23 protein-coding genes and 1 other RNA gene are annotated in these 24,902 nt (G+C 30.5%); 20 read left to right on the forward strand and 4 right to left on the reverse strand.

The window, feature by feature from the left end; translation table 11 throughout:
* Positions 1-42: 42 nt before the first annotated feature.
* Both ABWP20_RS07690 and ABWP20_RS07695 read left to right on the forward strand, forming a co-directional pair.
* Positions 43-1,482 carry a pyridoxal phosphate-dependent decarboxylase family protein gene (locus ABWP20_RS07690; RefSeq protein WP_353095206.1) on the forward strand — a complete coding sequence of 480 codons (1,440 nt, stop codon included), beginning with the start codon at positions 43-45 and terminating at the stop codon, positions 1,480-1,482.
* A gap of 350 nt (positions 1,483-1,832) precedes the next feature.
* Entirely contained in the window at positions 1,833-2,834 is a 1,002-nt protein-coding gene (locus tag ABWP20_RS07695) for a C45 family autoproteolytic acyltransferase/hydrolase (RefSeq protein ID WP_353095207.1), read from the forward strand.
* Between the two features lie 85 nt (positions 2,835-2,919).
* Here ABWP20_RS07695 and ABWP20_RS07700 read toward each other — a convergent pair whose 3' ends face one another.
* A complete protein-coding gene (locus ABWP20_RS07700) occupies positions 2,920-3,378 on the reverse strand; it encodes a YbaK/EbsC family protein (protein ID WP_353095208.1) in 459 nt (152 codons plus the stop codon).
* A gap of 61 nt (positions 3,379-3,439) precedes the next feature.
* Positions 3,440-4,360 carry a LysR substrate-binding domain-containing protein gene (locus tag ABWP20_RS07705; RefSeq protein WP_353095209.1) on the reverse strand — a complete coding sequence of 307 codons (921 nt, stop codon included), beginning with the start codon at positions 4,358-4,360 and terminating at the stop codon, positions 3,440-3,442.
* A 308-nt stretch (positions 4,361-4,668) separates the two neighbouring features.
* Between ABWP20_RS07705 and ABWP20_RS07710 the strand changes: the two genes are divergently transcribed.
* From ABWP20_RS07710 to ssrS, 6 genes are all read left to right on the forward strand, one after another.
* Positions 4,669-6,138: an SLC13 family permease gene (locus tag ABWP20_RS07710; RefSeq protein ID WP_353095210.1), complete on the forward strand. Its 1,470-nt coding sequence runs from the start codon at positions 4,669-4,671 to the stop codon at positions 6,136-6,138.
* A 13-nt stretch (positions 6,139-6,151) separates the two neighbouring features.
* The gene (locus tag ABWP20_RS07715; protein WP_353095211.1) at positions 6,152-6,895 is read left to right on the forward strand and encodes a hypothetical protein; all 744 of its coding nucleotides are present in this window, start codon (positions 6,152-6,154) and stop codon (positions 6,893-6,895) included.
* An 11-nt stretch (positions 6,896-6,906) separates the two neighbouring features.
* Entirely contained in the window at positions 6,907-8,160 is a 1,254-nt protein-coding gene (gene apgM, locus ABWP20_RS07720; protein WP_353095212.1) for a 2,3-bisphosphoglycerate-independent phosphoglycerate mutase, read from the forward strand.
* Positions 8,161-8,588: 428 nt separating this feature from the next.
* Complete coding sequence (locus ABWP20_RS07725) at positions 8,589-9,065, forward strand: CBS domain-containing protein (protein ID WP_353095213.1); 477 nt, start codon at positions 8,589-8,591, stop codon at positions 9,063-9,065.
* A gap of 119 nt (positions 9,066-9,184) precedes the next feature.
* On the forward strand, positions 9,185-10,933 hold the full coding sequence (locus ABWP20_RS07730) for an ATP-dependent metallopeptidase FtsH/Yme1/Tma family protein (RefSeq protein WP_353095214.1): 1,749 nt from the start codon (positions 9,185-9,187) through the stop codon (positions 10,931-10,933).
* 64 nt (positions 10,934-10,997) lie between these two features.
* A non-coding RNA gene (gene ssrS, locus ABWP20_RS07735) (6S RNA) lies at positions 10,998-11,174 on the forward strand.
* Positions 11,175-11,204: 30 nt separating this feature from the next.
* On the opposite strand, the gene ABWP20_RS07740 is transcribed toward ssrS, so the two are convergent.
* The gene (locus ABWP20_RS07740) at positions 11,205-12,005 is read right to left on the reverse strand and encodes a histidinol-phosphatase HisJ family protein (RefSeq protein ID WP_353095215.1); all 801 of its coding nucleotides are present in this window, start codon (positions 12,003-12,005) and stop codon (positions 11,205-11,207) included.
* Between the two features lie 214 nt (positions 12,006-12,219).
* Between ABWP20_RS07740 and ABWP20_RS07745 the strand changes: the two genes are divergently transcribed.
* From ABWP20_RS07745 to ABWP20_RS07800, 12 genes are all read left to right on the forward strand, one after another.
* Positions 12,220-12,405: a ferritin family protein gene (locus ABWP20_RS07745; RefSeq protein WP_353095216.1), complete on the forward strand. Its 186-nt coding sequence runs from the start codon at positions 12,220-12,222 to the stop codon at positions 12,403-12,405.
* A gap of 108 nt (positions 12,406-12,513) precedes the next feature.
* Positions 12,514-12,915 (forward strand): YtxH domain-containing protein, encoded by a 402-nt coding sequence (locus tag ABWP20_RS07750; protein ID WP_353095217.1) that lies wholly within the window; start codon positions 12,514-12,516, stop codon positions 12,913-12,915.
* A gap of 12 nt (positions 12,916-12,927) precedes the next feature.
* The gene (locus ABWP20_RS07755) at positions 12,928-13,401 is read left to right on the forward strand and encodes a hypothetical protein (protein ID WP_353095218.1); all 474 of its coding nucleotides are present in this window, start codon (positions 12,928-12,930) and stop codon (positions 13,399-13,401) included.
* Positions 13,402-13,566: 165 nt separating this feature from the next.
* Positions 13,567-14,463 (forward strand): diacylglycerol/lipid kinase family protein, encoded by an 897-nt coding sequence (locus ABWP20_RS07760; RefSeq protein ID WP_353095219.1) that lies wholly within the window; start codon positions 13,567-13,569, stop codon positions 14,461-14,463.
* A 40-nt stretch (positions 14,464-14,503) separates the two neighbouring features.
* Positions 14,504-14,950 carry a MarR family winged helix-turn-helix transcriptional regulator gene (locus ABWP20_RS07765; RefSeq protein ID WP_353095220.1) on the forward strand — a complete coding sequence of 149 codons (447 nt, stop codon included), beginning with the start codon at positions 14,504-14,506 and terminating at the stop codon, positions 14,948-14,950.
* Between the two features lie 331 nt (positions 14,951-15,281).
* A complete protein-coding gene (hutH, locus tag ABWP20_RS07770) occupies positions 15,282-16,811 on the forward strand; it encodes a histidine ammonia-lyase (RefSeq protein WP_353095221.1) in 1,530 nt (509 codons plus the stop codon).
* Between the two features lie 12 nt (positions 16,812-16,823).
* Positions 16,824-18,851 carry a urocanate hydratase gene (hutU, locus tag ABWP20_RS07775; RefSeq protein WP_353095222.1) on the forward strand — a complete coding sequence of 676 codons (2,028 nt, stop codon included), beginning with the start codon at positions 16,824-16,826 and terminating at the stop codon, positions 18,849-18,851.
* Positions 18,852-18,867: 16 nt separating this feature from the next.
* Positions 18,868-19,764, forward strand: a complete 897-nt coding sequence (ftcD, locus tag ABWP20_RS07780; protein ID WP_353095223.1) for a glutamate formimidoyltransferase — start codon at positions 18,868-18,870, stop codon at positions 19,762-19,764.
* 9 nt (positions 19,765-19,773) lie between these two features.
* The gene (gene hutI / locus ABWP20_RS07785) at positions 19,774-21,048 is read left to right on the forward strand and encodes an imidazolonepropionase (RefSeq protein WP_353095224.1); all 1,275 of its coding nucleotides are present in this window, start codon (positions 19,774-19,776) and stop codon (positions 21,046-21,048) included.
* 311 nt (positions 21,049-21,359) lie between these two features.
* Complete coding sequence (locus ABWP20_RS07790; protein ID WP_353095225.1) at positions 21,360-21,818, forward strand: chemotaxis protein CheW; 459 nt, start codon at positions 21,360-21,362, stop codon at positions 21,816-21,818.
* Positions 21,819-21,824: 6 nt separating this feature from the next.
* Positions 21,825-22,985: a sensor histidine kinase gene (locus tag ABWP20_RS07795; RefSeq protein WP_353095226.1), complete on the forward strand. Its 1,161-nt coding sequence runs from the start codon at positions 21,825-21,827 to the stop codon at positions 22,983-22,985.
* Between the two features lie 3 nt (positions 22,986-22,988).
* Entirely contained in the window at positions 22,989-23,648 is a 660-nt protein-coding gene (locus tag ABWP20_RS07800) for a response regulator (protein WP_353095227.1), read from the forward strand.
* A 12-nt stretch (positions 23,649-23,660) separates the two neighbouring features.
* On the opposite strand, the gene ABWP20_RS07805 is transcribed toward ABWP20_RS07800, so the two are convergent.
* On the reverse strand, positions 23,661-24,572 hold the full coding sequence (locus ABWP20_RS07805) for a selenium metabolism-associated LysR family transcriptional regulator (RefSeq protein ID WP_353095228.1): 912 nt from the start codon (positions 24,570-24,572) through the stop codon (positions 23,661-23,663).
* Positions 24,573-24,902: the final 330 nt, after the last annotated feature.

A 24,902-nucleotide genomic window follows, 5' to 3' on the forward strand; every position in this document is an offset into this window, starting at 1 on the left:
CTGGATATTTCCAAACTATATTAGTTAAAATAGGGTGACGATATGATGAATAGACGAGAAAGTACATTAAATAATGAAGTTCAGCATGCAGTAGAAGACTTTGTTCAGATATTTTGCTCAGAAAAACAAGGATTAGCGGCTAAAAAAATTATGAATAAAGCCAATGAAGGTCAAGTTGAAAAACTCAGAGAGATAGACATACCAACTAAGGGACGTTCTGTAGATATGGTAGTAACCGAAATGATGGAGGATATTTACAAATACAGAGCTGATTCAAATCATCCAAGGTTTTTTGGATTTGTTCCAGGACCTGCATCTATGCTATCTTGGCTTGGTGATGTTATAACATCAGCTTATAATATTCATGCCGCAAGCTGGGCAACAAGCTCTGCAGCAAGTTGTATTGAACAAGAATTGATTAGTTGGCTATGTGCTCAAGTAGGTTATGATGAGAAGTCAGGAGGACTTTTTGTATCTGGAGGTTCTATGGCAAATATGACAGCATTAACTGCTGCTCGTGATACGATATTAAAAGAGGAAACTCAACATTTAGGTGTAGCATATGTTTCAGATCAAACTCATAGTTCTGTAGCAAAGGGTTTGCGTATTATAGGGATTCCAAATGCTAGAATAAGGAAAATACCCACTGATAACAAATTCCGTATGGATATAAAAGAATTAAAAGTTGCCATTGAATCTGATATATCCAATGGGTTAGTTCCTTTTGTTGTAATTGGAAGTGCCGGAACCACTAACACAGGTAGTGTTGATCCATTACAAGAAATCGCTTCTTTATGTAATAGTTACGGCATATGGATGCATGTAGATGGGGCATATGGAGCCTCTGTATTGTTGACAAAGAAATATAAGCATCTTCTTAAAGGCATTGAATTAGCAGATAGCGTTAGTTGGGATGCACATAAGTGGCTATTTCAAACCTATAGTTGTGGTATGGTTTTAGTAAAAGATAGATTAAACTTGCTCAATAGTTTCCATGCTAATCCAGAATATCTTAAAGATATAGAGGCCAAAGGAGATCAGGTGAACTTTGGAGATATGGGAATTGAACTTACACGACCAGCCCGTGGTCTGAAATTATGGCTAACTCTTCAAGTAATGGGCTCAGATGCTATTAGTGCTGCAATAGAACATGGATTTCAACTTGCGGAGTGGGCTGAAAATGAATTAAATAAAAGGAAAAATTGGGAAATCATCTCTCATGCACAGCTTGCTATTGTAAATTTTCGCTTTGCTCCATATGGATTAACAGAAGAGCAAACAGATGAAATAAATCAGAAAATATCTCAAGCTATTATTGATGACGGCTATGCTGGGGTCTTTACTACTGAGTTAAATGGCAAAAAAGTTTTAAGGATTTGTGCAATTAATCCATATACAACAGAGAGTGATATGAGAAACACAGTCCGTATACTTAACGAATATGCCCAAGAGTTTTATCAACCTATGGAAGCTATTAGTTAGAACTTGTTTTATAAATTGTATAAGGTGATAATGAATATAAAGCTTGCCTTTTTTACATGGCAAGTTTTTCTATATTAAGAGTATTATTTAATTTTTTATTTTTTATTTCTTTTTCATCATATATTACTTATATGCTGGCAAAACACAATTCTATTACATATTAATAGAAGAATATTGGAGTTTTGAATTAACTAAAAAAATTTTATTAAGTCTATGAAGCTTATATTATTCTTCTGTAATTAATAATACAAAACAATATTAATATAGTTCTTGACATAAAAATTTTATTCAATTAGGCTTATAGTATGAGTTAACGTTGACTCTCAAATTTTAAATAGGAGAGTGAAATTATGTATCATTCAAGATGGAAAGGTAGTCACTATGAAGCAGGACTGCGTTATGGAAATATATTGCATAAAAATGGAGTAAATCCTATGAATAACATACCTATAAGTTATGAGAGAAAAGAATTTGCAGCAAAATGTCTGCCTATTTACGAAAAGTTTTATCCAGAAATAATTGAGGAAATAAAGGGTATGGCAGAGGGATTACAAATTGATTATATGGATATAGCAAATTTTCTTTTTACTATGTATTGCTTTGTATTTGATAATAAATGTTCTTGTTTAGCTTTTAATCATAAGGGAAAGACTATTTTTGCTCGAAATAGTGATTTTGCTGTTAGTATAGAAAAATTATGTGATAGTGCCTATTATAGGCTTAACAATGTTTACTCATTTATTGGCAATACAACTGCATGGACAGAGATGGAAGATGGTATAAATGAACATAGATTAGCAGTTGGTTTGACTTTTATTTACCCTATAAAAATAAAGCCGGGAATTAATGCAGGAATTCTTGTTAGATATATTTTAGAGAAATGTAAAACAACAGATGAAGCTATTTCAGCATTAAAGGAAATTCCCATAGCTTCCCCGCAAACAATTACATTGGCAGATAAGGATGGAAATATTGCAATTGTGGAATGTAATTGTGATAAAGTTATTGTATTGAAACCTAAGCAGGGAAAGGACTATGTTTTTACAACTAATCATTTTGTGTCTGAGGAAATGAAGGAATACCAATTTGATGGTGCTGACGATGCACGTTCTCATGAGCGATATGAAACCTTAATAAATGCATTTAAAAATGACCAAGATTATTCCTTAGATTTCACAAAAAATCTTTTGTCTGGAAAGATGGGATTTATGTGTCAATATGACCGTAAACAAGGACTTGATACTGTTTGGTCATCAATCTATGATTTAACAGAAGGTACAATTTTTAGAGTTGAGGGAAATCCTTCTAGAAAATCATTTAAAGAAGATAAAAGATTGAGTTTAATAAAATAAAAGGCTTTCTATCTAGTTTGATTTGCTAATTGAAAAAAAAGGCTATGTTCTTCGATATCGAAGAACATAGCCTTTTTTCATTATATTATTTACAAACATCAATCCAAGTTCCCTTTGTAACTTCTTCTAGATAATCTACATCAATTCTTATACAGGTATTAATTTCTCCACCTGCTGGATATACATAGTCAAATACTTTTAATGATGTATCTAAGTAGATATCCAAGGGTTTTATTAGCCCAAATGGACATACGCCTCCTACAGGATGTCCGGTGGATGCCCCTAAATCTTCGGAACTAATAAATTTAGCCTTCTCAGAAAAATAATCCTTAAACTTCCTGTTATCTATTTTTACATCTCCCTTAGCCACAATCAATATATCTCTATCTTTAAGTCTCAAGGCCATAGTTTTAGCTATTCTAGCTGGTTCAACTCCAAGGGCCTTGGCTGCTAATTCTACTGTTGCGGTACTAGTATTCATTTCAATAACTTCAAGTTTTAGTTTTGATTCTTCTATATGTTTTTTTACACTTTCTATAGTCATTTGTTACAACTCCTTTATGTAATTCTTTTTTTCATGTTTACTAGGAATATATATTAATCTCCTAGTTTAAATCCAATGAATCTTTATTTTTTAAATCTATAAATTCGTTTGCAAATTTAATAAATAACTCTGTTGAAAATGGTAGCTTTTCATCTTTACGTTTTAAATAGTATATATGACGCATCAGTTTTATATCATCAGCTATTTCAATTTGACTAAGCAAATTTAATTTAATTTCCTGTTTTACTGCACTTTCTGATAAAACTGAAATTCCTAAATTATCATATATACTTTGTTTTATTGCTTCAATATTTCCAACTACACATATTTTTTGGGGATCAAATTTATAATTTCCTATTTTCTCTAAGTAGGAAATTATTGAGGTATGGGGGTTAGATATTAGAAAAACTTCTTTTTTTATTTCATGGATAAATATCCTTTTCTTTGTAGCCCATGGATGTTTGTTATTTACAACTACTACAAGGGGGTCGTCCAATATATGCTCGCATATTATATCTTGAGTGTCTGAAAAATATGGCTGAGATATTATTCCGAGAGAATAGGTTTTATCTAGGACACTGCCGATTACATTTTTTGTGTATTGAACATTATTAATAAGTGTAATATAAGGGTACTTTTGACGAAATTTAAATATTATATTAGGCAATAAATATATTCCAGGTGTATGAGACGAAGTAAAAGATATCTCCGATTGCTCCATTAACTTTGATTGAAGCAAATGTTCTTTAGCATTGGCATATGTATTGACTATCTGCTGGGCATAGGGCAAAAATAGTTGACCCTCTTTTGTTAACTTAGCACTTTTAGAGCTCCGATCGAATAAAGTACAGTCAAGATTATTCTCCAATCGTCGAATTCTCATGGAAATTGCAGCTTGTGTGCAAAATAATTCTTCTGAGGTTTTTGTAAAGCTATTATTTTTTGTAATAAGCAAAAATGTCTGAAGAGTATCTAAATCCATTTTTCTCCTCCTTATTATAATATTAACATTTCCAAAAACAATATTTCAAGTTTATTTATTGATAAATACTATTTATCTTATTATATATCATATTTAATATAAAATGAATGATTAATGTATTTGTACTCATGTTTTGAAGTAAATCATAAATATATATTATGAAAATGATATTATTTTTAAATTATAAATTATATTTATTATTATAATAATTAATTGTGATTGGCTATTTATTAATATTCCTGATAAGATTTAATCATCAAATAGTTAACTTTTGAGAGAATTATATCTTAGTAAAGGAGAGAGTAATTATGAGCACAAGTGTTAAAGTTAAAAAGATTAAAAGTCCATTTGAGATAAGAATGGCTTACTTTGGCGTACCAATTGCACTAATTGTCTTAGCACTTATTTGGACTATGAATACACCGTCAGAGTTAACTTATACTGGAAAGATGGCAATGGGCATCTTTGCATTTGCATTAATTCTTTGGATTTCAAATGGAATTCCAAACTACATAACTTCACTTATTGTTCTAGTCCTTTTACCAGTTACAGGGGCATGGACAGAATCAAAAGTTTTAGGAGTATTTGGTTATGAAGTTATATGGTTAATGATTGCAGCATTTGTAATTGCGTCCGGCATGGAAAAAAGTGGACTTGCTAGAAGACTTGCTTTATTTCTTATTACAAAGTTGGGGAAAAGCACTAATTCAGTACTTATTGTATTAATGATTACTAATTTTTTAGTTTCTTTTGTTGTTCCTTCTACTACAGCAAGAGCAGCTATGTTATTACCAATTGTTATGTTAATAATTGATGTATTTGAAATAAATAATGAAAATATTAATGATAGAAACTTTGGTAAACTTTTGGCTCTCCAAGGAATTCAATCCAATAATTTATCTACTGCTGCTATTGTAACAGCAACATCATCACAAATCCTTGCTATTAGTTTTATCAAAGATCTTACAGGTACAGATATTTCGTGGATGGATTGGTTTATAGCTTGCGCACCAATTACTATAGCCACATTAGTTGCATCATATCTTATTGGTAAATTAATGTTTAAAACTGACAATAAATCAGCATCAGCTGAAAAAACAGCAGCTCTTGAAAGTGAATATAAAAGTCTAGGTAAGATGAATCAAGCTGAAATTAAGGCCTTAATTATATTTGCAATTACTATCGTATTGTGGGCTATTGATAGTGTTCACATTAAATTGTTTGGATTCCAACTAAGTCTTGTTATGGTAGCTATTGCTTCAGCAATTCTTTTTTTCTTACCTCATATAGGTATTTTAGAGTGGAAAGAAGCAAATATAAAATGGGATTTATTAGTATTTAGTTGTGGAGCTTATGCTGGTGGATTGGCTCTTGACTCATCAGGAGTTGCATCTTGGGCATTAAACTCAATATTTAAAAGTTTAAGTGTAGAAAATTTAAGTTTTTTCACCCTTTATGCCATTGTAATATTTATAGCAAGTTTCTCACATTTTGTATTTACAAGTAAAACTGTTAGAACAATAATATTAATTCCAACCATTGTTGCCATTGCTAAAGTTGCAGGGGTTAATCCAGTATCTTTGGCTCTTCCAGCATCCTTTATGATAGCTGATACAATTACATTACCACCTCATAGCAAGGTTAATGTACTATATTACAGTACAGGGAATTTTACAGTTCTTGAACAAATGTCTTATGGAATATTTGTATTACTTGCAAAGTGCGGAATCATGTTAGTTGCATCATTCACATGGTTTAAAGTAATCGGAATAGTGTAAGGAGGCAAATAATATGAAAAAATTGATTTTTTTACTAGTTTTAATGATGTCATTTTCAACAATTGTTTATGCAGATAATGTGGGTGAATTAAATTCTATTAAAGATGTTGTTATTCCAAGTGAAGATAATGGCATTATTACTACTACAATTATAGGTATTACAAATAGTAATGGTGAATTGGTTATTCCTAAATATAAAGATGCGGAAATTACAAATATTGATGTAAAAGCTGGTAGTCTTACAGGTAATTTTGAAGTGGTTGAAAATGGAAGTCTTAAATATCATGTTGTGAGATTCAAAGAAAGGGAAAGTAATGTTGAGTTTGTTATAACTCAAACTCAAGAAAATACTTTTGAATTAGCTGAGTCTAAGCAAAAAGGTACATTTCCAGGTAATGTGAAGATGGTTACATTTAATATGGTAAATAATACACCTGTAGAAATTGGAAAATATGATTTAGAAATGGCTATTCCAGAAAATTATGAACTATATAATATTGTAGGATATGATCCAGAAGAACCTTATAATATATTTTCTATAGCTAATACAAAATATGGAGCTTTTGAATTTGAAAAGCTTTCAGTAGGTAAAGATGTAAAGCTTTCCATTAACATTATAAAACCTAATAATGCTTTTAATATTATCCTTTGGATAGCTGTAATTCTAATATCAGTATTCTTCCTATATAAAAATAGGGATATGCTTAAAAAAGCTAAAGAGTTGGAAGAACAGAAAAAAACTAAGATTTCAAGATAGGAGATGGGCAGATGAGAAAAAAACAAGGTTTATTAATTATAATGGATGGACTAGGAGATCGTCCTAATCCTGAATTAAATGGGCTTACTCCCCTTGAGAGTGCTAACACTCCAAATTTAGATTTTCTTGTTTCCCATGGTATGTGTGGAAATGTATATCCAATATCCCCAGGCATAAGAGTTGGTACTGATGTTGGTCATCTTCATATATTTGGATATGACAGTGACGAAGTATATTCTGGAAGAGGTCCGATTGAAGCATTTAGTGGTGGGATGGAATTGTTACCAGGGGATATAGCTTTTAGAGGTAATTTTGCAACTGTTGCTGAGGATTACACTGTTATAGACAGACGTGCTGGTAGAATTAGAGAAGGAACAAAAGAACTAGCATCTGCTATTAATAGTTTAACACTATCAGATGGCACACAGGTATTTGCTAAAGAACTTACTGAGCATAGAGTTGCAATTGTTCTTAGAAGTAATGGATTAAATGATAAAATAGTTTGCACTGATCCAGGTACTGCAGAAGAAGGAAGAAAACTTGTCATTCCAAATCCATTAGATGATAGCATTGAAGCGGAAAAGACTGCAAGAAATTTATGGGAGTTTACACAACGATCTTATGAAATTTTAAAGGATCATCCTATGAATATAAGACGTCAAGCTGAAGGATTAAATATGGCAAATGTTGTGATAACTAGAGGTGCAGGGCAAAAGAAATTTATACCATCTATTAAGGAACTTTATAATCTAAAAGCTGCTTTTGTTGCAGGTGATTTAACAGTTGGCGGTATTGCTAAACTTGCAGATATTGACTATTTTAGTCATGAGAGTTTTACAGGAAGTTTTGATACCAATCTTATAGGCAAGGCTGACATGGCAATTGAACTTCTCAATGAAAAGAAATATGATTGGGTTGGAATTCATGTTAAAGCTACAGATTTAGCAGGACATGATAATCTTCCTCATGCAAAAAAAGAGATGATTGAAAAAGTAGATAATGCTATTGGATATATCTTAAAGAAAATTGACCTTAACAAATGTTATATTACATTTACAGCTGACCATTCAACACCTTGTGAAGTAAGAGATCATACTGGTGATGGAGTGCCTACAATAATTGCAGGAGGAGATGTTCGTAGAGATAGCGTTAAATCTGCCGGTGAATCTCAATTTATGTTAGGTAGCCTCAATAACCTAACTGCAAATGATATTTTTATGTTACAAATGGATTTATTAGGTTTTAATAAAAAAGTAGGGTCATGATTAAATAGTAAATTGTATATGCTAATCGATAAATAAATCATCAATTGTAAATCGAAACACAAGCTAAGAAGAATGAAATTTATGTATTAATACGACATAAACTTTTATTTGAAAATTTAAAATAAGAAAAAACATAGGCATTAAGATACAATCTTAATGCCTATGTTTTAATATATAAATATTAGAATTGATTGTTTCAACAACCTAAAATGCATCGAAGATTTGGATATAGAAACATGGATTAAATGGGCAGATGAAAATCATGCAAATTACTGGGAGGCTACATGACTTATTCCAGATGAAAAATATAGTCTATCTTTTGTTGCATTGAAAAGTTTGTTAGAAGGATTACCATTGGAAACATACCCCCTTAAAGTTCATCTATATGCAACCTTAACTTGACTATTGTATATATAGGTTATAAAATAGTGAATGAAAGTAATGATAAATATTTTAGTAAGAAAGGAATTAATATGAATATAGCATTTTTTCTAACACCCAAAAGTGAAATTGTATATGAAGTAATAAACGCAACTATGAGACAGGCCTTAGAGAAAATGGAGCACCACAGATATACGGCAATACCACTTATTGATAAAGAGGGTAAATACGTTGGTGCTATTACTGAAGGCGATTTACTTTGGAAACTTAAAAATACTAGTGGACTTACAATTGAAGGCACAAATAATATACCAATAAAAGATGTTTATAGACATACACAGAGCAATACAGTATCAATAAGTGCAAATATGGAAGATTTAATTTTGCTTGCAAAAAATCAGAACTTTGTTCCAGTTGTAGATGACCAAGGAATATTTATAGGAATTATAAAAAGAAGTGATATTATAAATTATTGTGCAGATTTATTATTAAAGGATAGAGAAGAATTAAGTTACGGAAATTAAAAGTGGACTTCAGATGTATATTTGAAGTCTATTTTTTATTTACAAATCTAGGAAATGGACATATGGACAAGATGATGTTATAATTTAATAGATATTATGTAAACTAAAGGAGAGATCTTATGATTATAAATAAGAAGATGAAGTTTATTTTATCTATAGCGATTTCTATTGTTATATTATCTACAGGATTGGTTTATATGAGAAATAGGAATAAGGTGGAGGAGATACCTTATACTTTATTTTTAACTCATGTGCATAAGAATTTGGTGGAAGAAGTAGAGTTATCAAATAATGGAAAGATAAAAGTAAAACTTAGAAATGGTGAGATTGCGATTACTGATAATCCAAGAACGGAAAATTTTAAGGAAGAATTATTATTATATGATGTAAAAGTAGTAGAAAAAAATGGAAGTTTAAATCAGGCAGTACCTATATTATTATTGATTTCTGCTATGGGATTTACTTTATTTTACTTAAATAAAAATATGTCTAAGCAAGCAGAAAAAGAAATGAATAATATGTCAAGAATGGATACTGAGTCTTCTTCTAAAAGAATCACTTTTGATGATGTTGCTGGCAATGAAGAAGCAAAAGAATCTTTAATGGATATGGTAGATTTTATAAAAAATCCAGAAATATATAATAAATTCGGCGCTAGATTACCTAGAGGAGTACTTTTATATGGTGATCCAGGTACAGGAAAAACACTTCTAGCAAAGGCGATGGCTGGGGAGGCTGATGTTCCATTTTATGCTGTATCAGGTTCGGATTTTGTACAAGTATATGCAGGACTTGGAGCTAGCCGTATAAGGGAATTATTTAAAAAGGCTAAAGAAGCAGGGAAGTCTGTTATATTTATTGATGAGATTGATTCCCTTGGAAAAAAGAGAAAATCAGGTAACAATCCTTCCGGTAGTGAAGAAGGGGATAGGACATTAAATGCACTTTTGACTGAGATGTCTGGTTTTAAAGACAATGAAGGAATTATTGTAGTGGCAGCTACAAATAGAATAGATATATTAGATGAGGCATTACTTAGACCAGGAAGATTTGATAGACAGGTGGAAGTTTGTCTGCCAGATGTAAATGGAAGGTATGAGATACTTAAACTACACAGTAAAAATAAGCCTATTTCTAAAGATGTAGATTTGAAAAAAGTTGCATTAGAAACCATTTATTTTAGTGGTGCTAAGCTTGAAAATTTAATGAATGAATCTGCTATTATTGCAGTAAAAGAGAAGTCAAAAGAAATCTCCATGGACCATGTAAATAGGGCATACTATTCAGTTTTAGTAGGAGATGAGAAGAAGGACAGATCTGGAATAGATCATAAGGATAAAGAAATAACTGCATATCATGAGGCAGGACATGCTCTAGTGGCTAAATTAATAGCAAAAGAAAATAGGGTAACTAAAGTAAGCATAATACCTAGCACAAAAGGTATGGGAGGATTTAGTTTAAATATTCCTCCGGATAAAATGTATCAAACGAAAAAAGATATATTATCTAATATAATGATTTCCCTTGGGGGAAGAGCAGCAGAGGAAATAATATATGGTAAAGAGCAAATAACAACCGGAGCTTCTTCAGATTTGGAGAAAGCTACAGATATGACTTTATCAATGATTGGTATATTTGGTATGGATGAGATAGTAGGTTTATTAAACTACAATGTTTTATCTAGTAAAAATATTGATGATGGGACATTGTTAAATAGGGCTAAAGATATATTAAATGATCTTTATTTAGATACTATTAATCTATTGAATAATCATAGGAATGAATTAAATGCTATATCAGAAAAACTTATGGAAAAAGAAGTGTTATATGAAGAAGAAATTAATAGTATATTATGCCAAGCATCGTAATAAATAATAAAATCTTAGGTTTACTTGAAAAATCATATAAAAAGATGTATAATGAATATAGAAAAAAATTCTGCGGTGCGCGTTGCCTTTGATAATTCAACCGACATAACAGACATGGGAGTCTGCGTTTAACATCGTATAACATGCCTCCTTGAGGGGAAGTTAGAAAATGTTAACAGGAAACCCCCCTTTTAATAAGGCGGGTATGAATTAGCTGAGTTGACGGCATTGCGGGCAAAAACCCTCTTAAGTATATACTTAAGAGGGTTTTTTAGATAATATTTATAGGATATTTTTTTCTTTCTTTAAATATATGAATATATTTAAAACCTAATTCTTTTAACATTTTTTCTACAGTTCTATATTCATATCCTATATTTTCAGGTGTATGAGAATCTGAGCCTATAGTTATTATTTCGCCACCTAATTCTTTATATAGTTTTAAAATTTGAATTTTAGGATGGAAATAACCCAATCCGTATCTCATTCCAGCGGTGTTTATTTCAATACCTTTACCATTATCAATTAAAAGCTTTAAAATACATTCTACAAGAAGATAATAATCATCATACCTCGGTATAGAAGTATGGTCTTCAAAGTATCTATCTATATAATCAATATGGCTTAAAACATCAAAATTACTAAAATGTTTTACACAGTAAGACATGTCTTTATAATATTCCTCTAGGGCAGTTATAGGTGCAATTCCCTTTGTAAAATTATCAGCATGTATATCTAATTTATTTACTGAATGGATTGACATTAATACAAAATCAAAATTGTTATCTTCTATAAATTTATTGTATCGTTCAATTAAATGAGGTTGAATTCCAATCTCTACTCCAGCTAGTACCTCAATATCTTTTATGTATTTATATTTTACTTGTCTGATATTTTTAAAATAATCAGAAGTTCTAAATACAAAATCAATTCTCTGTGATGTAGAGTCAAAGTCAACATGGTCGGTAAAGCATATAGACTTCATATTTTTATCAATTGCTGCTAATACCATATCTTCCATAGATGTTTTTGAATCAATGGAATATTCGCTATGAAGATGAAAATCATACATTTATTTAACACTCCTAAAAAATTATTGTTTAAGATATTTTACTAGAAATCTGCTAAATAGTAAAGGAGAATACATGAAATCTTTTTTATGTAAATAGATTATATAAAAAGGAGAAATTAAATAAAATATTCGTCATAAATAAAGTATAAATTTTATAAGACTGTGGGACAATTACTTATATATAATATTATAGATTTTAATAGGAGGGATTGTGTTGGAACTAACTACAAAGGAAATTGTAAAAAAGATGATATTAGATTCACAGGAAATGGTAAGAGACTACGAAGTACATTCAAAGAAAGTAAATGATAGTGAAGTAGCTGATATTTTTAAAAAGTTTGCAGAAGAGTGTGGATATCAAGCTTCAGAGTTGCAAAAGATATTAAAAGATAAGTTTTAAGTTCAATTAACCATTATTTGGATATATTTAAGATATATTGATTATAAAATGTGTTTTGGGGTAAAAATTCAATATTAGAATTATAAAAATGTAAAGGGGAGTTTAGACATGATAAATAAGTTTATGGAAGAAAAAAGAAGAAGAGTTGAAAAAGCAAGAAAGACTGAAAACGCGAAGAACCTTGCAGTTGGTACAGCCATTGGTACGGCTATAGGAGCTGTTGCTGGTATATTATTTGCTCCAAAATCAGGGAAAGAAACAAGAGAAGATATATCCCAAAAATCAAAGGATGTAGCTGAAAATGTTAGGAACACAGTAAATGAACAGATTGAGGCAACAAAAGGCTTCCAAGAGAAAGTGAAGTCAGAGATAAAAAATGTATATAATGGAATAAAAGAGAAAAAAGATGATATAGTTGACGAGATTGAGATAGAAATTGAAGAATTAAAAGACGAGAAAGAATCCAAGGAAGAAGAGGATATAGATAAAGACGAAGATGAGTCCTATTAAGGAGGTGTAGTAATGACTGCTACCCTTACAGTTCAGGATTTATTTAAACTAATACTTTTTTTACTTGGAATTGGTGGACTAACGTACTTGATTTTGGTTTTAAGGAATATAAGTAAATTAATAACTCAGATTAATTTTATCATGGAATCCAATAAAGAAAATATAGATGGTACATTTAAGCAGCTGCCATCAATAAGTGAAAATATTTCTTCCATTACTAAAAGTACTGATATGGCTTTAAAAGATTTAACTCCAGAAATAAATAATTTAGTTAGTAATATAAATGATATATCTGGAAAAGTAGACTCTATCACAGATTCTATTGATAGTACAACCCATAAGGTATCTGAGACATTTGATGTAGTTTCTGATAGTATCTCTGAAACGGCCTATGCTTTTCAATATAATGTAAAAAATATAGATAATTATATAAAACTAGTTGTGGATATAATAGAAGCAATTAGAAATATTATAAAGAAAAAATAAGAATCCAAATGAAGGGTTCTTATTTTTTATAATCCTTTAGATTTTAGATTTAAGCTTAAAATGGTTTTAAAATTATTGAATTATTGTTATAATAAAATATAATTAATCGTCTTAATGTTGAGGTTGCATAATATAATTACTATGTTTAATGAAAGGTTGATATTTGTGAAGAAAGTAAAAGTAATTTATAATCCGTCTTCTGGACGACAATCTACAGAAAGAAGAGTAGACCGTTTGTGTAAATTATTATTAGATGATGGATATCTAGTAAATAAATTTATTACACGAAAAAAAGATGACGCTATGTATGAAACTATGAAAGCATGTAAGGGAGATTGGGATATTATAATTGTCAGTGGTGGTGATGGTACGGTTAACGAAGTAGCAAAAGGCATGGTAAAAAGCGAAAGAAAAGTGCCAGTGGCTATTTTGTCTTCAGGAACTGTAAATGATTTTGCTAATTATATGAAGATTCCTAAAAACATTACAGACTTTTATAATATGATTAAAGAAGAAAAGTTCGTAGATGTAGATTTGGGTAAAGTCAATGATGAGTATTTTGTAAATGTGGCAGCAGGCGGAATTTTATCAAATGTAGGATATCAGGTTTTACCAGAGACTAAAATGGTATTAGGGAGAATGGCCTATTATATAGAAGGATTGAAAGAAGGATTAAAAGAAATAACTCTTCAAAATTTTGAGCCTATAGAATTAAATATAGAAAGTGAAGAATATTCTTTAGATGAGGAAGTATTGTTATTTATAATATCAAATAGTTCTTCAATTGGAGGATTTAAGAAATTAGCACCAAAGGCAGATGTTGAGGATGGATTATTAGATATAGTAATTATAAAAAAATCAGGTGTACAAGATTTAGCAAATATATTTATCAATATATTTAGTGGAGATCATGTTAATCATCAAAATGTTTTATATTTTAAATCAAGGCGGGTAAAATTAACTACTAAGCAGGATGTACCTATTGATATAGATGGAGAATATGGAGGTAAACTTCCTGCAACTTTTGAGATTGTACCAAAAGCATTTAGGATTATAGTATAAGTTAGACTATAATCTTTGTAAGACAAAGAGGAGGATTTTAATGGATGAAAATGTAAGCTGTGAAAATGTAGCGAATATAGAAAAACACCTAAGGAAGGTAGATTATATTATAAGGATAAAAGGTAGGGAAATATTGTCTGATTTCAATATTACTGTGCCACAGTTTTCAGCTTTACAGATTCTGATACATTATGGAGATATGACTATTGGAGAACTTAGCCAAAAGATGGCCCTTGCATGTAGTACTATTACAGATCTTATAGATAGAATGGAAAAAGCCGATTTGGTAGTAAGAAAAAAGGATGAAAAAGATAAGAGAGTTGTAAGGGTAGAAGTGTTGCCTAAGGGCTATGATATTTTGGAGAAGGTACTTAATAAACGGATTGGTTTTTTATTGGGCAAATTAAGTGATTTTAGTGATGAGGATAAAAATAAGTTAAATCTAGGATTAAAGGCTTTATACGAAGCTATGAAAGATGAATTATAAAAATACTAGGAAAGTCTATGGATAAGCAATTCTCTAAAAAAATAAAGGATTTGCTTCTAATAGTTTTAATTTCTCTAAAGATTTCAGAAATATATTTATAGTCATAATTATAAATAAAAATGTTTACTATTTTATTTTATAATATGATATAATAGATAAAAGGTTTAGAAAAATTTCCATAATTTGAAAAAGTAGGGGAGATTATGTCTAAAAGTTTATACACTTTAAGAAAATTTATTAAATTTAAAAACCACAGATAATTCTGTGGTTTTTTAAATACACTTTAATTAAGTAATGGAATATATTAATGAAATTGAATGGAGGGCTGTTTATGGAAAAAGTATTTATTGACGGTAACAGTTTAACTTTAGATGAATTTATAAAAGTAACTAGGTTAGGCGCAGAAGTTGAATTATGTCAAGAGGCAGTGTCAAAAGTAAAAAAAGCTAGAGCATTAGTAGATAAGTTTGTAGATGAAAATAAGGTTGTTTATGGTATAACTACTGGATTTGGAAAATTTAGTGATGTAGTTATAACTGGTGAGGAAACAAAGATATTGCAAAGAAATCTTATAATGAGTCACTCCTGTGGAGTAGGTAATCCTTTAGATGAAGATATAGTTAGAGGTATTATGCTCCTTAGAGCAAATGCTCTATCTAAGGGCTTTTCAGGAATAAGACTATCTACCTTAAATACTTTAGTTGAAATGTTAAATAAAAAAGTTCATCCGATTATTCCAGAAAAAGGCTCATTAGGTTCTAGCGGTGACTTAGCGCCATTGTCTCATATGGTGTTGGTTATGATAGGAGAAGGAGAAGCTATATATCAAGGAAAAAGAATGTCAGGGAAAGAAGCAATGGAAAAAGCAAATATCCCAACTATTGAACTAACTTCTAAAGAAGGATTAGCATTAATTAATGGAACTCAGGTTATGACTTCAGTAGGTGCGTTAACAATATATGATGCTATGATGCTTAGTAAAACAGCTGATATTGCTGCATCGTTAACAATTGAAGCCTTAAATGGAATAACTGATGCCTTTGATTCTAGAGTTCATAATGTAAGAGCTCATGAAGGCCAAATTAATACAGGTAAGAACCTACTAGCATTATTAGAAGACAGTTCAATGACTACTAGACAGGGAGAAATTAGGGTACAAGATGCTTATTCACTAAGGTGTATACCTCAAATACATGGTGGAAGTAAAGATTGTTTTAAATATGTAAAAGAAAAAATTGAAATTGAAATGAATTCTGCAACTGATAATCCTTTAATTTTTGTTAATGAGGAAGAAGTTATTTCAGGTGGAAATTTCCATGGGCAGCCAATGGCTTTAAGCTTCGATTTTTTAGGCATAGGATTATCTGAATTAGCTAACTTATCTGAAAGAAGACTTGAGAGATTAGTGAATCCTTCATTAAGTAACGGTTTACCTGCATTCTTGGTGAATAAAGGAGGACTTAATTCAGGATTTATGATAGTTCAGTATTCAGCAGCATCCTTAGTATCAGAAAATAAAGTATTAGCACATCCAGCTAGTGTAGATTCTATACCGTCATCTGCTAATCAAGAAGACCATGTATCCATGGGGACTATTGCAGCAAGAAAAGCTAGAGAAATAATGGGAAATGTTAGAAAAGTTATTGCTATGGAAATTTTAGCTGCTTGCCAAGCAATTGATTTAAGAGGTAATAAAGGATTAGGGAAGGGAAGCAAAATAGCTTACAATATAATAAGAGATAATGTTGAATTTATCGAAGATGATAGAGTGATGTATTTAGATATTAATAAATGTGAGGATATAATTAAATCTGAGAAAATAGTAAATAAGATTGAAGAGGAAATAGGAATATTACTATAAGGGGGAGATTTTATGAATAAGAATTTTCAAATTTCTGAAGCTATGACTATTAAGCTGGGAAATGAATTGCCACCAGCACCTAAATTTGAAGCTGGCATAAGAAGAGCTCCAAAGCGAGAATTAAACCTATCTCAAAGAGAAATAGAAATTGCACTTAAAAATGCCCTAAGGTATATACCTGAAGAACTGCATGAGAAATTGGCACCAGAGTTTCTAGACGAATTATTTACTCATGGAAGGATTTATGGATATAGATATAGACCAGAAGGTAGAATTAAAGGAAGATCAATTGACGAATATAAAAGTAAATGTATAGAAGGAAAAGCATTTCAAGTAATGATTGATAATAATCTTGATTTCGATGTGGCATTATATCCATATGAACTAGTTACTTATGGAGAAACAGGTCAAGTTTGTCAGAACTGGATGCAATATAGACTGATTAAAAAATACTTGGAGGAATTAACAGATGATCAAACTTTAGTAGTAGCATCAGGTCATCCAGTTGGGTTATTTAGATCATCCCTTACAAGTCCTAGAGTAATTATTACTAATGCACTTATGGTAGGTGCTTTTGATGATCAAGAACATTGGATAAAGGCACAAGCTATGGGAGTTGCAAACTATGGACAAATGACAGCGGGTGGCTGGATGTATATTGGACCTCAAGGAATTGTTCATGGAACATATAATACGATTTTAAATGCAGGAAGGATGAAACTTGGAATAAAGAGTGAAGGTGATTTAAGAGGACATTTATTTGTAAGTTCCGGGTTAGGCGGTATGAGTGGAGCGCAAGGTAAAGCAAGTAAGATAGCTAACGGAGTAGGAATTATAGCGGAAGTAGATTTTTCCAGGATAAAAACTAGATTAGATCAAGGGTGGATAGATAAATGCTTTGATGATCTAAAAGAACTATTTGAATATACAGATGAAGCAATGGCTAAAAAAGAAGCAGTAGCAATTGCATACCACGGTAATATTGTAGACTTACTAGAATATGCAGTAAATAATAATATTAAAATTGAATTATTATCAGATCAGACTTCATGTCATGCTCCTTATGATGGAGGATATTGTCCACAGGGATTAAGCTTTGAAGAAAGAACTGAAATGATAGAAAAAGATAAGCAAGGATTTATTAAACGAGTAAATGAATCTTTAATACATCATTTTGAATTAATTAGAAAATTAGTAGAAAGAGGAACTTATTTCTTTGATTATGGAAATAGCTTTATGAAAGCTGTTTATGATGCAGGAGCAAAGGATATTTCTAAAAATGGAATAGACGAATCAGAAGGATTTATATTCCCATCTTATGTAGAGGATATTATGGGACCTATGTTATTTGATTATGGATATGGACCTTTTAGATGGGTTTGCTTAAGTGGAAAACAGGAAGATTTAATTAAAACAGATAAGGCAGCTATGGATTGTATAGATCCAAATAGAAGAGGTCAAGATAGGGATAATTATATTTGGATAAGGGATGCAGAGGCTAATGGACTTGTAGTAGGTACTCAAGCTAGAATTTTATACCAAGATGCATTAGGTAGAACGGAAATAGCATTAAAATTTAATGAAATGGTAAGAAACAAAGAGGTAGGTCCTATAATGTTAGGTAGAGACCATCACGATACTGGAGGTACAGATTCACCATTTAGAGAGACTGCTAATATTAAAGATGGTAGCAATATTATGGCAGATATGGCTACACAATGTTTTGCTGGTAATGCAGCTAGAGGTATGAGTCTTATTGCGCTTCATAATGGTGGAGGAGTAGGCATAGGTAAATCTATTAATGGTGGTTTCGGAATGGTGTTAGATGGTTCTGAAAGAGTAGATAATATTCTTAAAACCTCAATGCCATGGGATGTAATGGGTGGAGTAGCAAGAAGAGCATGGGCTAGAAATGAAAACTCAATATCTACTTGTATCGAATATAACAATAAGTTTAAAGATACTGACCATATTACGATTCCATATGTAGCAGATGATGATTTAGTTAAAAAATTAGTTGAAGATAAATTGAAAAAATAATTATAGGGGGATATATATGGCTAGAATTATTCAATGTGTACCTAATTTTAGTGAAGGAAGAGATAAATCAATTATTGAGAAAATAGTTGAAGAAGTTAGAGTGGTTGAAGATGTAAAACTATTAGATTATTCTATGGACAAGGATCATAATCGTACAGTTGTTACTTTTATAGGTGAACCTGAAAAGGTAATCGAAGCAGCTTTTAATGCATGTAAAATGGCATCACAATTAGTAGATATGAGAAATCATACAGGAGAACATCCTAGAATGGGTGCAACAGATGTTATACCATTGATTCCAATATCAGATGTTACAATGGAAGAATGTGTTGAACTATCAAAAAAATTGGGTAAGAAAATAGGAGAAGAACTTAATATATCAGTATATTTATATGAGAAATCAGCGGCATCTTTAAGTCGTGAGAATCTAGCTGATGTAAGACGTGGACAATATGAAGGAATGGCAGCTAAATTAAAGGGAAAAGAATGGACTCCAGATTTCGGACCAGTAGAATTAAACGAAAAGGCAGGAGTAACAGCAGTTGGAGCTAGAATGCCTTTAGTAGCATTTAATGTAAATTTAGGAACAGATGATATTAGTGTGGCTAAAAATATTGCGAAATCTGTAAGAGCAAGTAGTGGAGGATTTAAATATTGTAAGGCACTTGGTATAGAAATAAAAGAAAGAGGAATAGTTCAAGTTACTATGAACATGGTAGATTACACTAAAACTCCACTGTTTAGAGTGTTTGATACAATAGAGAGAGAAGCTAGAAGATATGGAGTAAATGTTATAGGTAGTGAAATAATAGGATTATTGCCTATGGCAGCAATGATAGATGTAGCAGACTATTATTTAAGAGTAGAGAATTTTGACCATAGTCAGATTTTAGAAAAAAGAATGATGGAATAAGGTGATATAATGAAAGCTACATTAGTTATAAAAAATATAGATAATTTAATAACCTTAAAAGGAGATAATAAACCTAGAGTTAAGGAATCTTTAAAAGACATCGGCATAATAAAAAATGGGACACTAGCCTTAAATGGTGAGAAGATAATTTATGTAGGTGAGGGAGAACTGCCATCAGATATTATATTAGATGAAAATACAGTGGTTTTAGATGGCACTGGTAAGACAGTAACTCCAGGATTAGTAGACTCTCATACTCATTTAGTCCATGGTGGTTCACGAGAAAATGAGTTAGCTATGAGGTTAAAGGGAGTACCTTATTTAGATATATTGGCAGCAGGTGGAGGCATTCATTCTACAGTTAAATCAACTAGAGAGGCAACATTTGAGCAACTATATAATAAGGCAAAGAAAAGTTTAGATACTATGCTTGGATTTGGAGTAACAACAGTAGAATCAAAGAGTGGATATGGAATAGAGGATTTTGGCACTGAATTAAAACAATTGGAAGTCGCTGATAAATTAAATGACAATCATCCTATTGATATTGTTTCAACATTTATGGCAGCTCATGCTATACCTAAAGATTATAAAGATAATCCAGATGATTTTGTAGAAATTATTATTAGAGATATGCTTCCAGAAGTAGCTAAAAGAAAATTAGCAAAGTTCTGCGATGTATTTTGTGAAGAAGGAGTATTTACTATAGAACAATCTAGAAAAATTTTACTTGCTGCTAGGGAATATGACATGGAGCCTAAATTACATGCTGACGAAATTGAGCCTTTAGGTGGAGCAGAATTGGCAGCTGAAATAGGCTGTATTACAGCAGATCATTTGATAGCTGCCAGTGATATAGGAATTGAAAAAATGGCTGAAAAAGGTGTTATAGCAAATTTGCTTCCAGGTACTAGTTTTAACTTACAAACTGGGAAATTTGCTAGGGCTAGATATATGATAGAGAAAGGAGTACCAGTATCTTTATCTACAGACTATAATCCAGGCAGCTGTCCAACGGAAAACTTACAACTTATAATGAGTTTTGCATCCTTAATTATGAAATTAACTCCAGAGGAAGTAATAACTGGTGTAACTATTAATGGAGCTGCAGCTCTTGGATTAGAGAAGAAAATTGGCAGTTTAGAAATAGGAAAAAAAGGTGATATAGTAGTTTTCGATGCACCAAATTTAGAATATATTCTATATCACTTTGGAGTAAACCATGTGGATACAGTAGTTAAAAACGGAAAAATCGTATATAGGGATAAAAAGATTATTGTTTAAATTAAATTAAGCTATCAAGACCTTTAACTTGCAATTATAATTACAAGTTAGGGGTCTTTTTCTTTTAAATTCAATTCTAAAAGACTATATGAATATGGAAAATATTGTAATATACTAATTATTAGATTCAATTTAATCTCAAATCATTATTGAAACGGCATGAAAAATATGGACTCTTTAGTCAAAAAAGTATATGATAGATAATAGTGGATTTAATGAGTGGATAAGTTTTAAATAGTATTTTATATCTATCGACGATATAAATACAATTCAAGAAAAATACATTTATAAAATAAAGGGAGGTATAATTAGTGGCTGAAAATCAATATGTGGTTTTTAAATTGGGTAAAGGTGAATTTGGTATTGATATAATGAATGTAAAGGAGATTGGCTCCTATGAGGAATCTATTTCTTTACCTAATACACCATCATTTATTGAAGGTGTTATAAATTATAGGGGAAATGTTATCCCTATTATTAACTTAAAAAAAAGATTATTATTAGGAGAATTTGAGGTAACAAAAGACACTAGAATTATAGTTATCAATTTAGATGAAAAAGAAATTGGCTTTATAGTAGATGAAGCATCTCAAACTGTTAGGGTAAATGATGAGCAAATAGATCCAGCTCCTTCATTTATTAGTGGGGTGGATAAGAAATATATAACAGGTGTTGGAAAATTAGATGAAAAAAGACTTTTGATTCTAATAGATCTTAAAAAGATTTTATCAGAGGATGAGATAGAGGAAATACAGAACCTAGAGGTTTAGTACAGTATGGAATCAAAGCAAATGAGTATACAAAGATTAAATGAAATATTAGAATCTACTATTGATGCCATAAATGGAACTAAAGATGAAGTGTTTGAGATTGTCAATCATTTAAGATCAGAATATAAAAGATTAGAAGATGAGCATAAATCTCTACAAATTAAGATTAAAGCTGTGTTCAACCAAGTGGAGAGATTAGAGGAACTCGATAAAAAAAGTCGTATGAATTTATCTCATAAGAACAAGAATTTTCAATTGTTTGATGAAAATGATATGAGAGATGCTTATGACTTAGCTAATGGAATTAGGATAGAGCTTTTATTAAAGAGAGAAGAGGAAAAAAATCTTATAGAGAGAAGAAAAGAAATCGAAATGAGATTAAAGAACTCTTACGAAGTATATAATAAAGCAGAAAATATTAATAAACAAATAGCTGTTGCTGTAGAATATTTAATGGGCAATGCAGGAAATATTGCAGTAACTGTAGATGAATTAAGTAAGAAACATTATTTGAATATTAAAATCTTAGAAGCTCAAGAAGAAGAAAGAAGTAGATTGGCCAGAGATATTCATGATGGACCAGCGCAATCCTTAGCAAATGTTATAGTAAAGGCTGAATTATGCGAAAAACTCTTAGACATAGATAAAGATAGATCAAAAAATGAAATTCATAACTTAAAAGAGGTAATTAGGTGGACTTTAAAAGATGTTAGAAAGATAATATATGATTTAAGGCCTATGTCTTTAGATGATCTGGGACTTATTCCAACATTGGAAAGATATATATCTTTATTTGAAGAAGACACTGGAATAGATGTGATTCTTAAGACAAGTGGAAAATTTGATGATTTAGAGCCGGTTATACAAATAGCTATTTTCAGAATTATTCAAGAATCTTTGAGTAATATTAGAAAGCATGCGAAAGCGAAATCTGCTTCCATTATAATTGAAAAATGCCTATCTAAAGTTAATGTCTCTATCAAGGATGATGGGATAGGATTTGATATAGAAGATTATAGACAGAGACCAAATGTAGTGTCAGGCGGATTTGGATTAATGAATATAAAAGAAAGAGTCGAATTATTAAATGGAAGCCTCCACATAACATCTTCTTTAAATTTAGGAACTAAAATAAGCTTATTCATACCTTTAGATGGGGAGGACTAGATAATGAAGGAAAAAATTATTAGGGTTGTAATTGCTGATGACCATGCATTGATAAGAGAAGGAATAAAACAAATATTAGAATTAGAAAAGGATATAGAGGTCATTGGACAAGCAGGCGATGGTGAAGAGGCATTTACTATGGCAATGGAATTAAATCCAGATATAATATTATTAGATATAAATATGCCTAAATTAAATGGAATAGAAACTCTAAAGAAATTTAAGGACATGGGTATAAAATCAAAGGTTATTATTCTTACTATACATGAAGACAAAGAATACATTTTAAATACATTGAAACTAGGTGCAAATGGATATATGCTGAAGGATTCAAGTGCAGATAGTTTAATTAGAGGGATTCATAGTGTTGCAAGGGGGGAAAAATATATACAATCAAGTGTTGCAGAATTAGTCAGTAAATCCTCCAACTGCGATGAATATTTTAATGTTAGCATTGAGAAAATTAATTCACTTACAAAGCGAGAGTATGAAGTACTTATTTTAATAGCTGAGGGTTTAAATAATAAAGATATTGCGGATAGTTTATATATAAGTGAAAAAACTGTAAAAAATCATGTATCAAATATATTTAAAAAGCTTGATTTGAATGATAGAGTTCAAGCAGCAATATTTGCATATAAAAACAATATAAAAAAATTATAAAGACCAGATGAACTAAATCTTCTGGTCTTTTATAAATTCTAAAACATAATTTTTAAAAGCTTCACTAAGTGGAGAGAGTTGTCTATTTTTATGGAAAGCAAAGTAAAACTTTCTAATAAAATCCAAGTCTTCAACATAGAAAACTTTGTACTTACCAAGTGCTATATCAGTTTTTACAGCCTTTTCAGATAAGAAACTAACGCCTATACCAAGAGAAACCAATTCTTTAATTGCTTCCGTATCTTCTACATAAGCAGCTATATTTAATTTGTTCATAGGAAGCTTAGATTTCTCAAGTATATTTTCAACCAAAGATCTAGTACCAGATCCTTCTTCTCTAAATATGATTTTTTCTTTAAATAATATATCCTTGCTAATATAAGAAAAATTATCTCCAGGAAAATCTGGAGAGTCAGGAGTAACTAAAACTAACCTATCCTCCATTAAATCAATATACTTTATATTGTTTGAAGGAAATTTTGCACCTAGAATACCAAAATCAGTTTCTCCATCTAATATTCCCCGTATAACTTTTTTAGAATCTTTATCTCCTATAGTAAATGATACATCAGGGTAAGTATTTAAAAAGTTTTTGATTATAATAGGAAGTAAATACTTTCTAGGAACAGAACTTGAATAGATATGTAAGTGTCCCTGTATCTTACCCTGATAGGAAGCTAAATCAAATTTTGCCATTTCGCAGGAGTTTAATATGTTTATAGCATATTTATATAATAAATTACCTGCGTCTGTTAATGTGATTTTCTTTCCAAATCTATTTATCAATATAGTACCAAGCTCTTTCTCTAAATTTTGAATATGATTAGTCACAGTAGGCTGAGTAATAAAAAGCTTTTCAGCTGCTTTAGAAAAACTCTTTAGTTTTGTGACTTCAACAAATGTTTCTAATTGCCTAAAATCCATTCCATCACCTCTTTTAAATTATTACTCCAACTCTATTGTAACAAATAATACATATAAATCTACAATTATTCTAACAAAGATATAAAAAAAATTACAATATAAAATATCTATGAAGCAAAGTTCAACTATTGATTTAAACAATATACTATATATTTTATATTATAAAATGAGAAAATAATTATTGACAAAGATATAAAAATGATATATAGTTATATATTGTCAGTGTTAGAATTTTTTACTTGTTTTTTAGCTTATATAATAGAAGATTTGATAGGAAATAAAGATTTGAAAAAAGTTCAAAAAAACAGTTGACAACTCTTGGAAAAGAGA

It is taken from the genome of Tissierella praeacuta (assembly GCF_040396155.1).
Classification (GTDB): Bacteria; Bacillota; Clostridia; order Tissierellales; family Tissierellaceae; genus Tissierella; species Tissierella praeacuta_A.

What these genes read in the sequence shown, in the direction of transcription:
- ABWP20_RS07690 (WP_353095206.1), top strand. Translation starts at nt 43, where the DNA reads ATGATGAATAGACGAGAAAGTACATTAAATAATGAAGTTCAGCATGCA.
- ABWP20_RS07695 (WP_353095207.1), top strand. Translation starts at nt 1,833, where the DNA reads ATGTATCATTCAAGATGGAAAGGTAGTCACTATGAAGCAGGACTGCGT.
- ABWP20_RS07700 (WP_353095208.1), bottom strand. Translation starts at nt 3,378, where the DNA reads ATGACTATAGAAAGTGTAAAAAAACATATAGAAGAATCAAAACTAAAA.
- ABWP20_RS07705 (WP_353095209.1), bottom strand. Translation starts at nt 4,360, where the DNA reads ATGGATTTAGATACTCTTCAGACATTTTTGCTTATTACAAAAAATAAT.
- ABWP20_RS07710 (WP_353095210.1), top strand. Translation starts at nt 4,669, where the DNA reads ATGAGCACAAGTGTTAAAGTTAAAAAGATTAAAAGTCCATTTGAGATA.
- ABWP20_RS07715 (WP_353095211.1), top strand. Translation starts at nt 6,152, where the DNA reads ATGAAAAAATTGATTTTTTTACTAGTTTTAATGATGTCATTTTCAACA.
- apgM (WP_353095212.1), top strand. Translation starts at nt 6,907, where the DNA reads ATGAGAAAAAAACAAGGTTTATTAATTATAATGGATGGACTAGGAGAT.
- ABWP20_RS07730 (WP_353095214.1), top strand. Translation starts at nt 9,185, where the DNA reads ATGATTATAAATAAGAAGATGAAGTTTATTTTATCTATAGCGATTTCT.
- ABWP20_RS07740 (WP_353095215.1), bottom strand. Translation starts at nt 12,005, where the DNA reads ATGTATGATTTTCATCTTCATAGCGAATATTCCATTGATTCAAAAACA.
- ABWP20_RS07750 (WP_353095217.1), top strand. Translation starts at nt 12,514, where the DNA reads ATGATAAATAAGTTTATGGAAGAAAAAAGAAGAAGAGTTGAAAAAGCA.
- ABWP20_RS07755 (WP_353095218.1), top strand. Translation starts at nt 12,928, where the DNA reads ATGACTGCTACCCTTACAGTTCAGGATTTATTTAAACTAATACTTTTT.
- ABWP20_RS07765 (WP_353095220.1), top strand. Translation starts at nt 14,504, where the DNA reads ATGGATGAAAATGTAAGCTGTGAAAATGTAGCGAATATAGAAAAACAC.
- hutH (WP_353095221.1), top strand. Translation starts at nt 15,282, where the DNA reads ATGGAAAAAGTATTTATTGACGGTAACAGTTTAACTTTAGATGAATTT.
- hutU (WP_353095222.1), top strand. Translation starts at nt 16,824, where the DNA reads ATGAATAAGAATTTTCAAATTTCTGAAGCTATGACTATTAAGCTGGGA.
- ftcD (WP_353095223.1), top strand. Translation starts at nt 18,868, where the DNA reads ATGGCTAGAATTATTCAATGTGTACCTAATTTTAGTGAAGGAAGAGAT.
- hutI (WP_353095224.1), top strand. Translation starts at nt 19,774, where the DNA reads ATGAAAGCTACATTAGTTATAAAAAATATAGATAATTTAATAACCTTA.
- ABWP20_RS07795 (WP_353095226.1), top strand. Translation starts at nt 21,825, where the DNA reads ATGGAATCAAAGCAAATGAGTATACAAAGATTAAATGAAATATTAGAA.
- ABWP20_RS07800 (WP_353095227.1), top strand. Translation starts at nt 22,989, where the DNA reads ATGAAGGAAAAAATTATTAGGGTTGTAATTGCTGATGACCATGCATTG.
- ABWP20_RS07805 (WP_353095228.1), bottom strand. Translation starts at nt 24,572, where the DNA reads ATGGATTTTAGGCAATTAGAAACATTTGTTGAAGTCACAAAACTAAAG.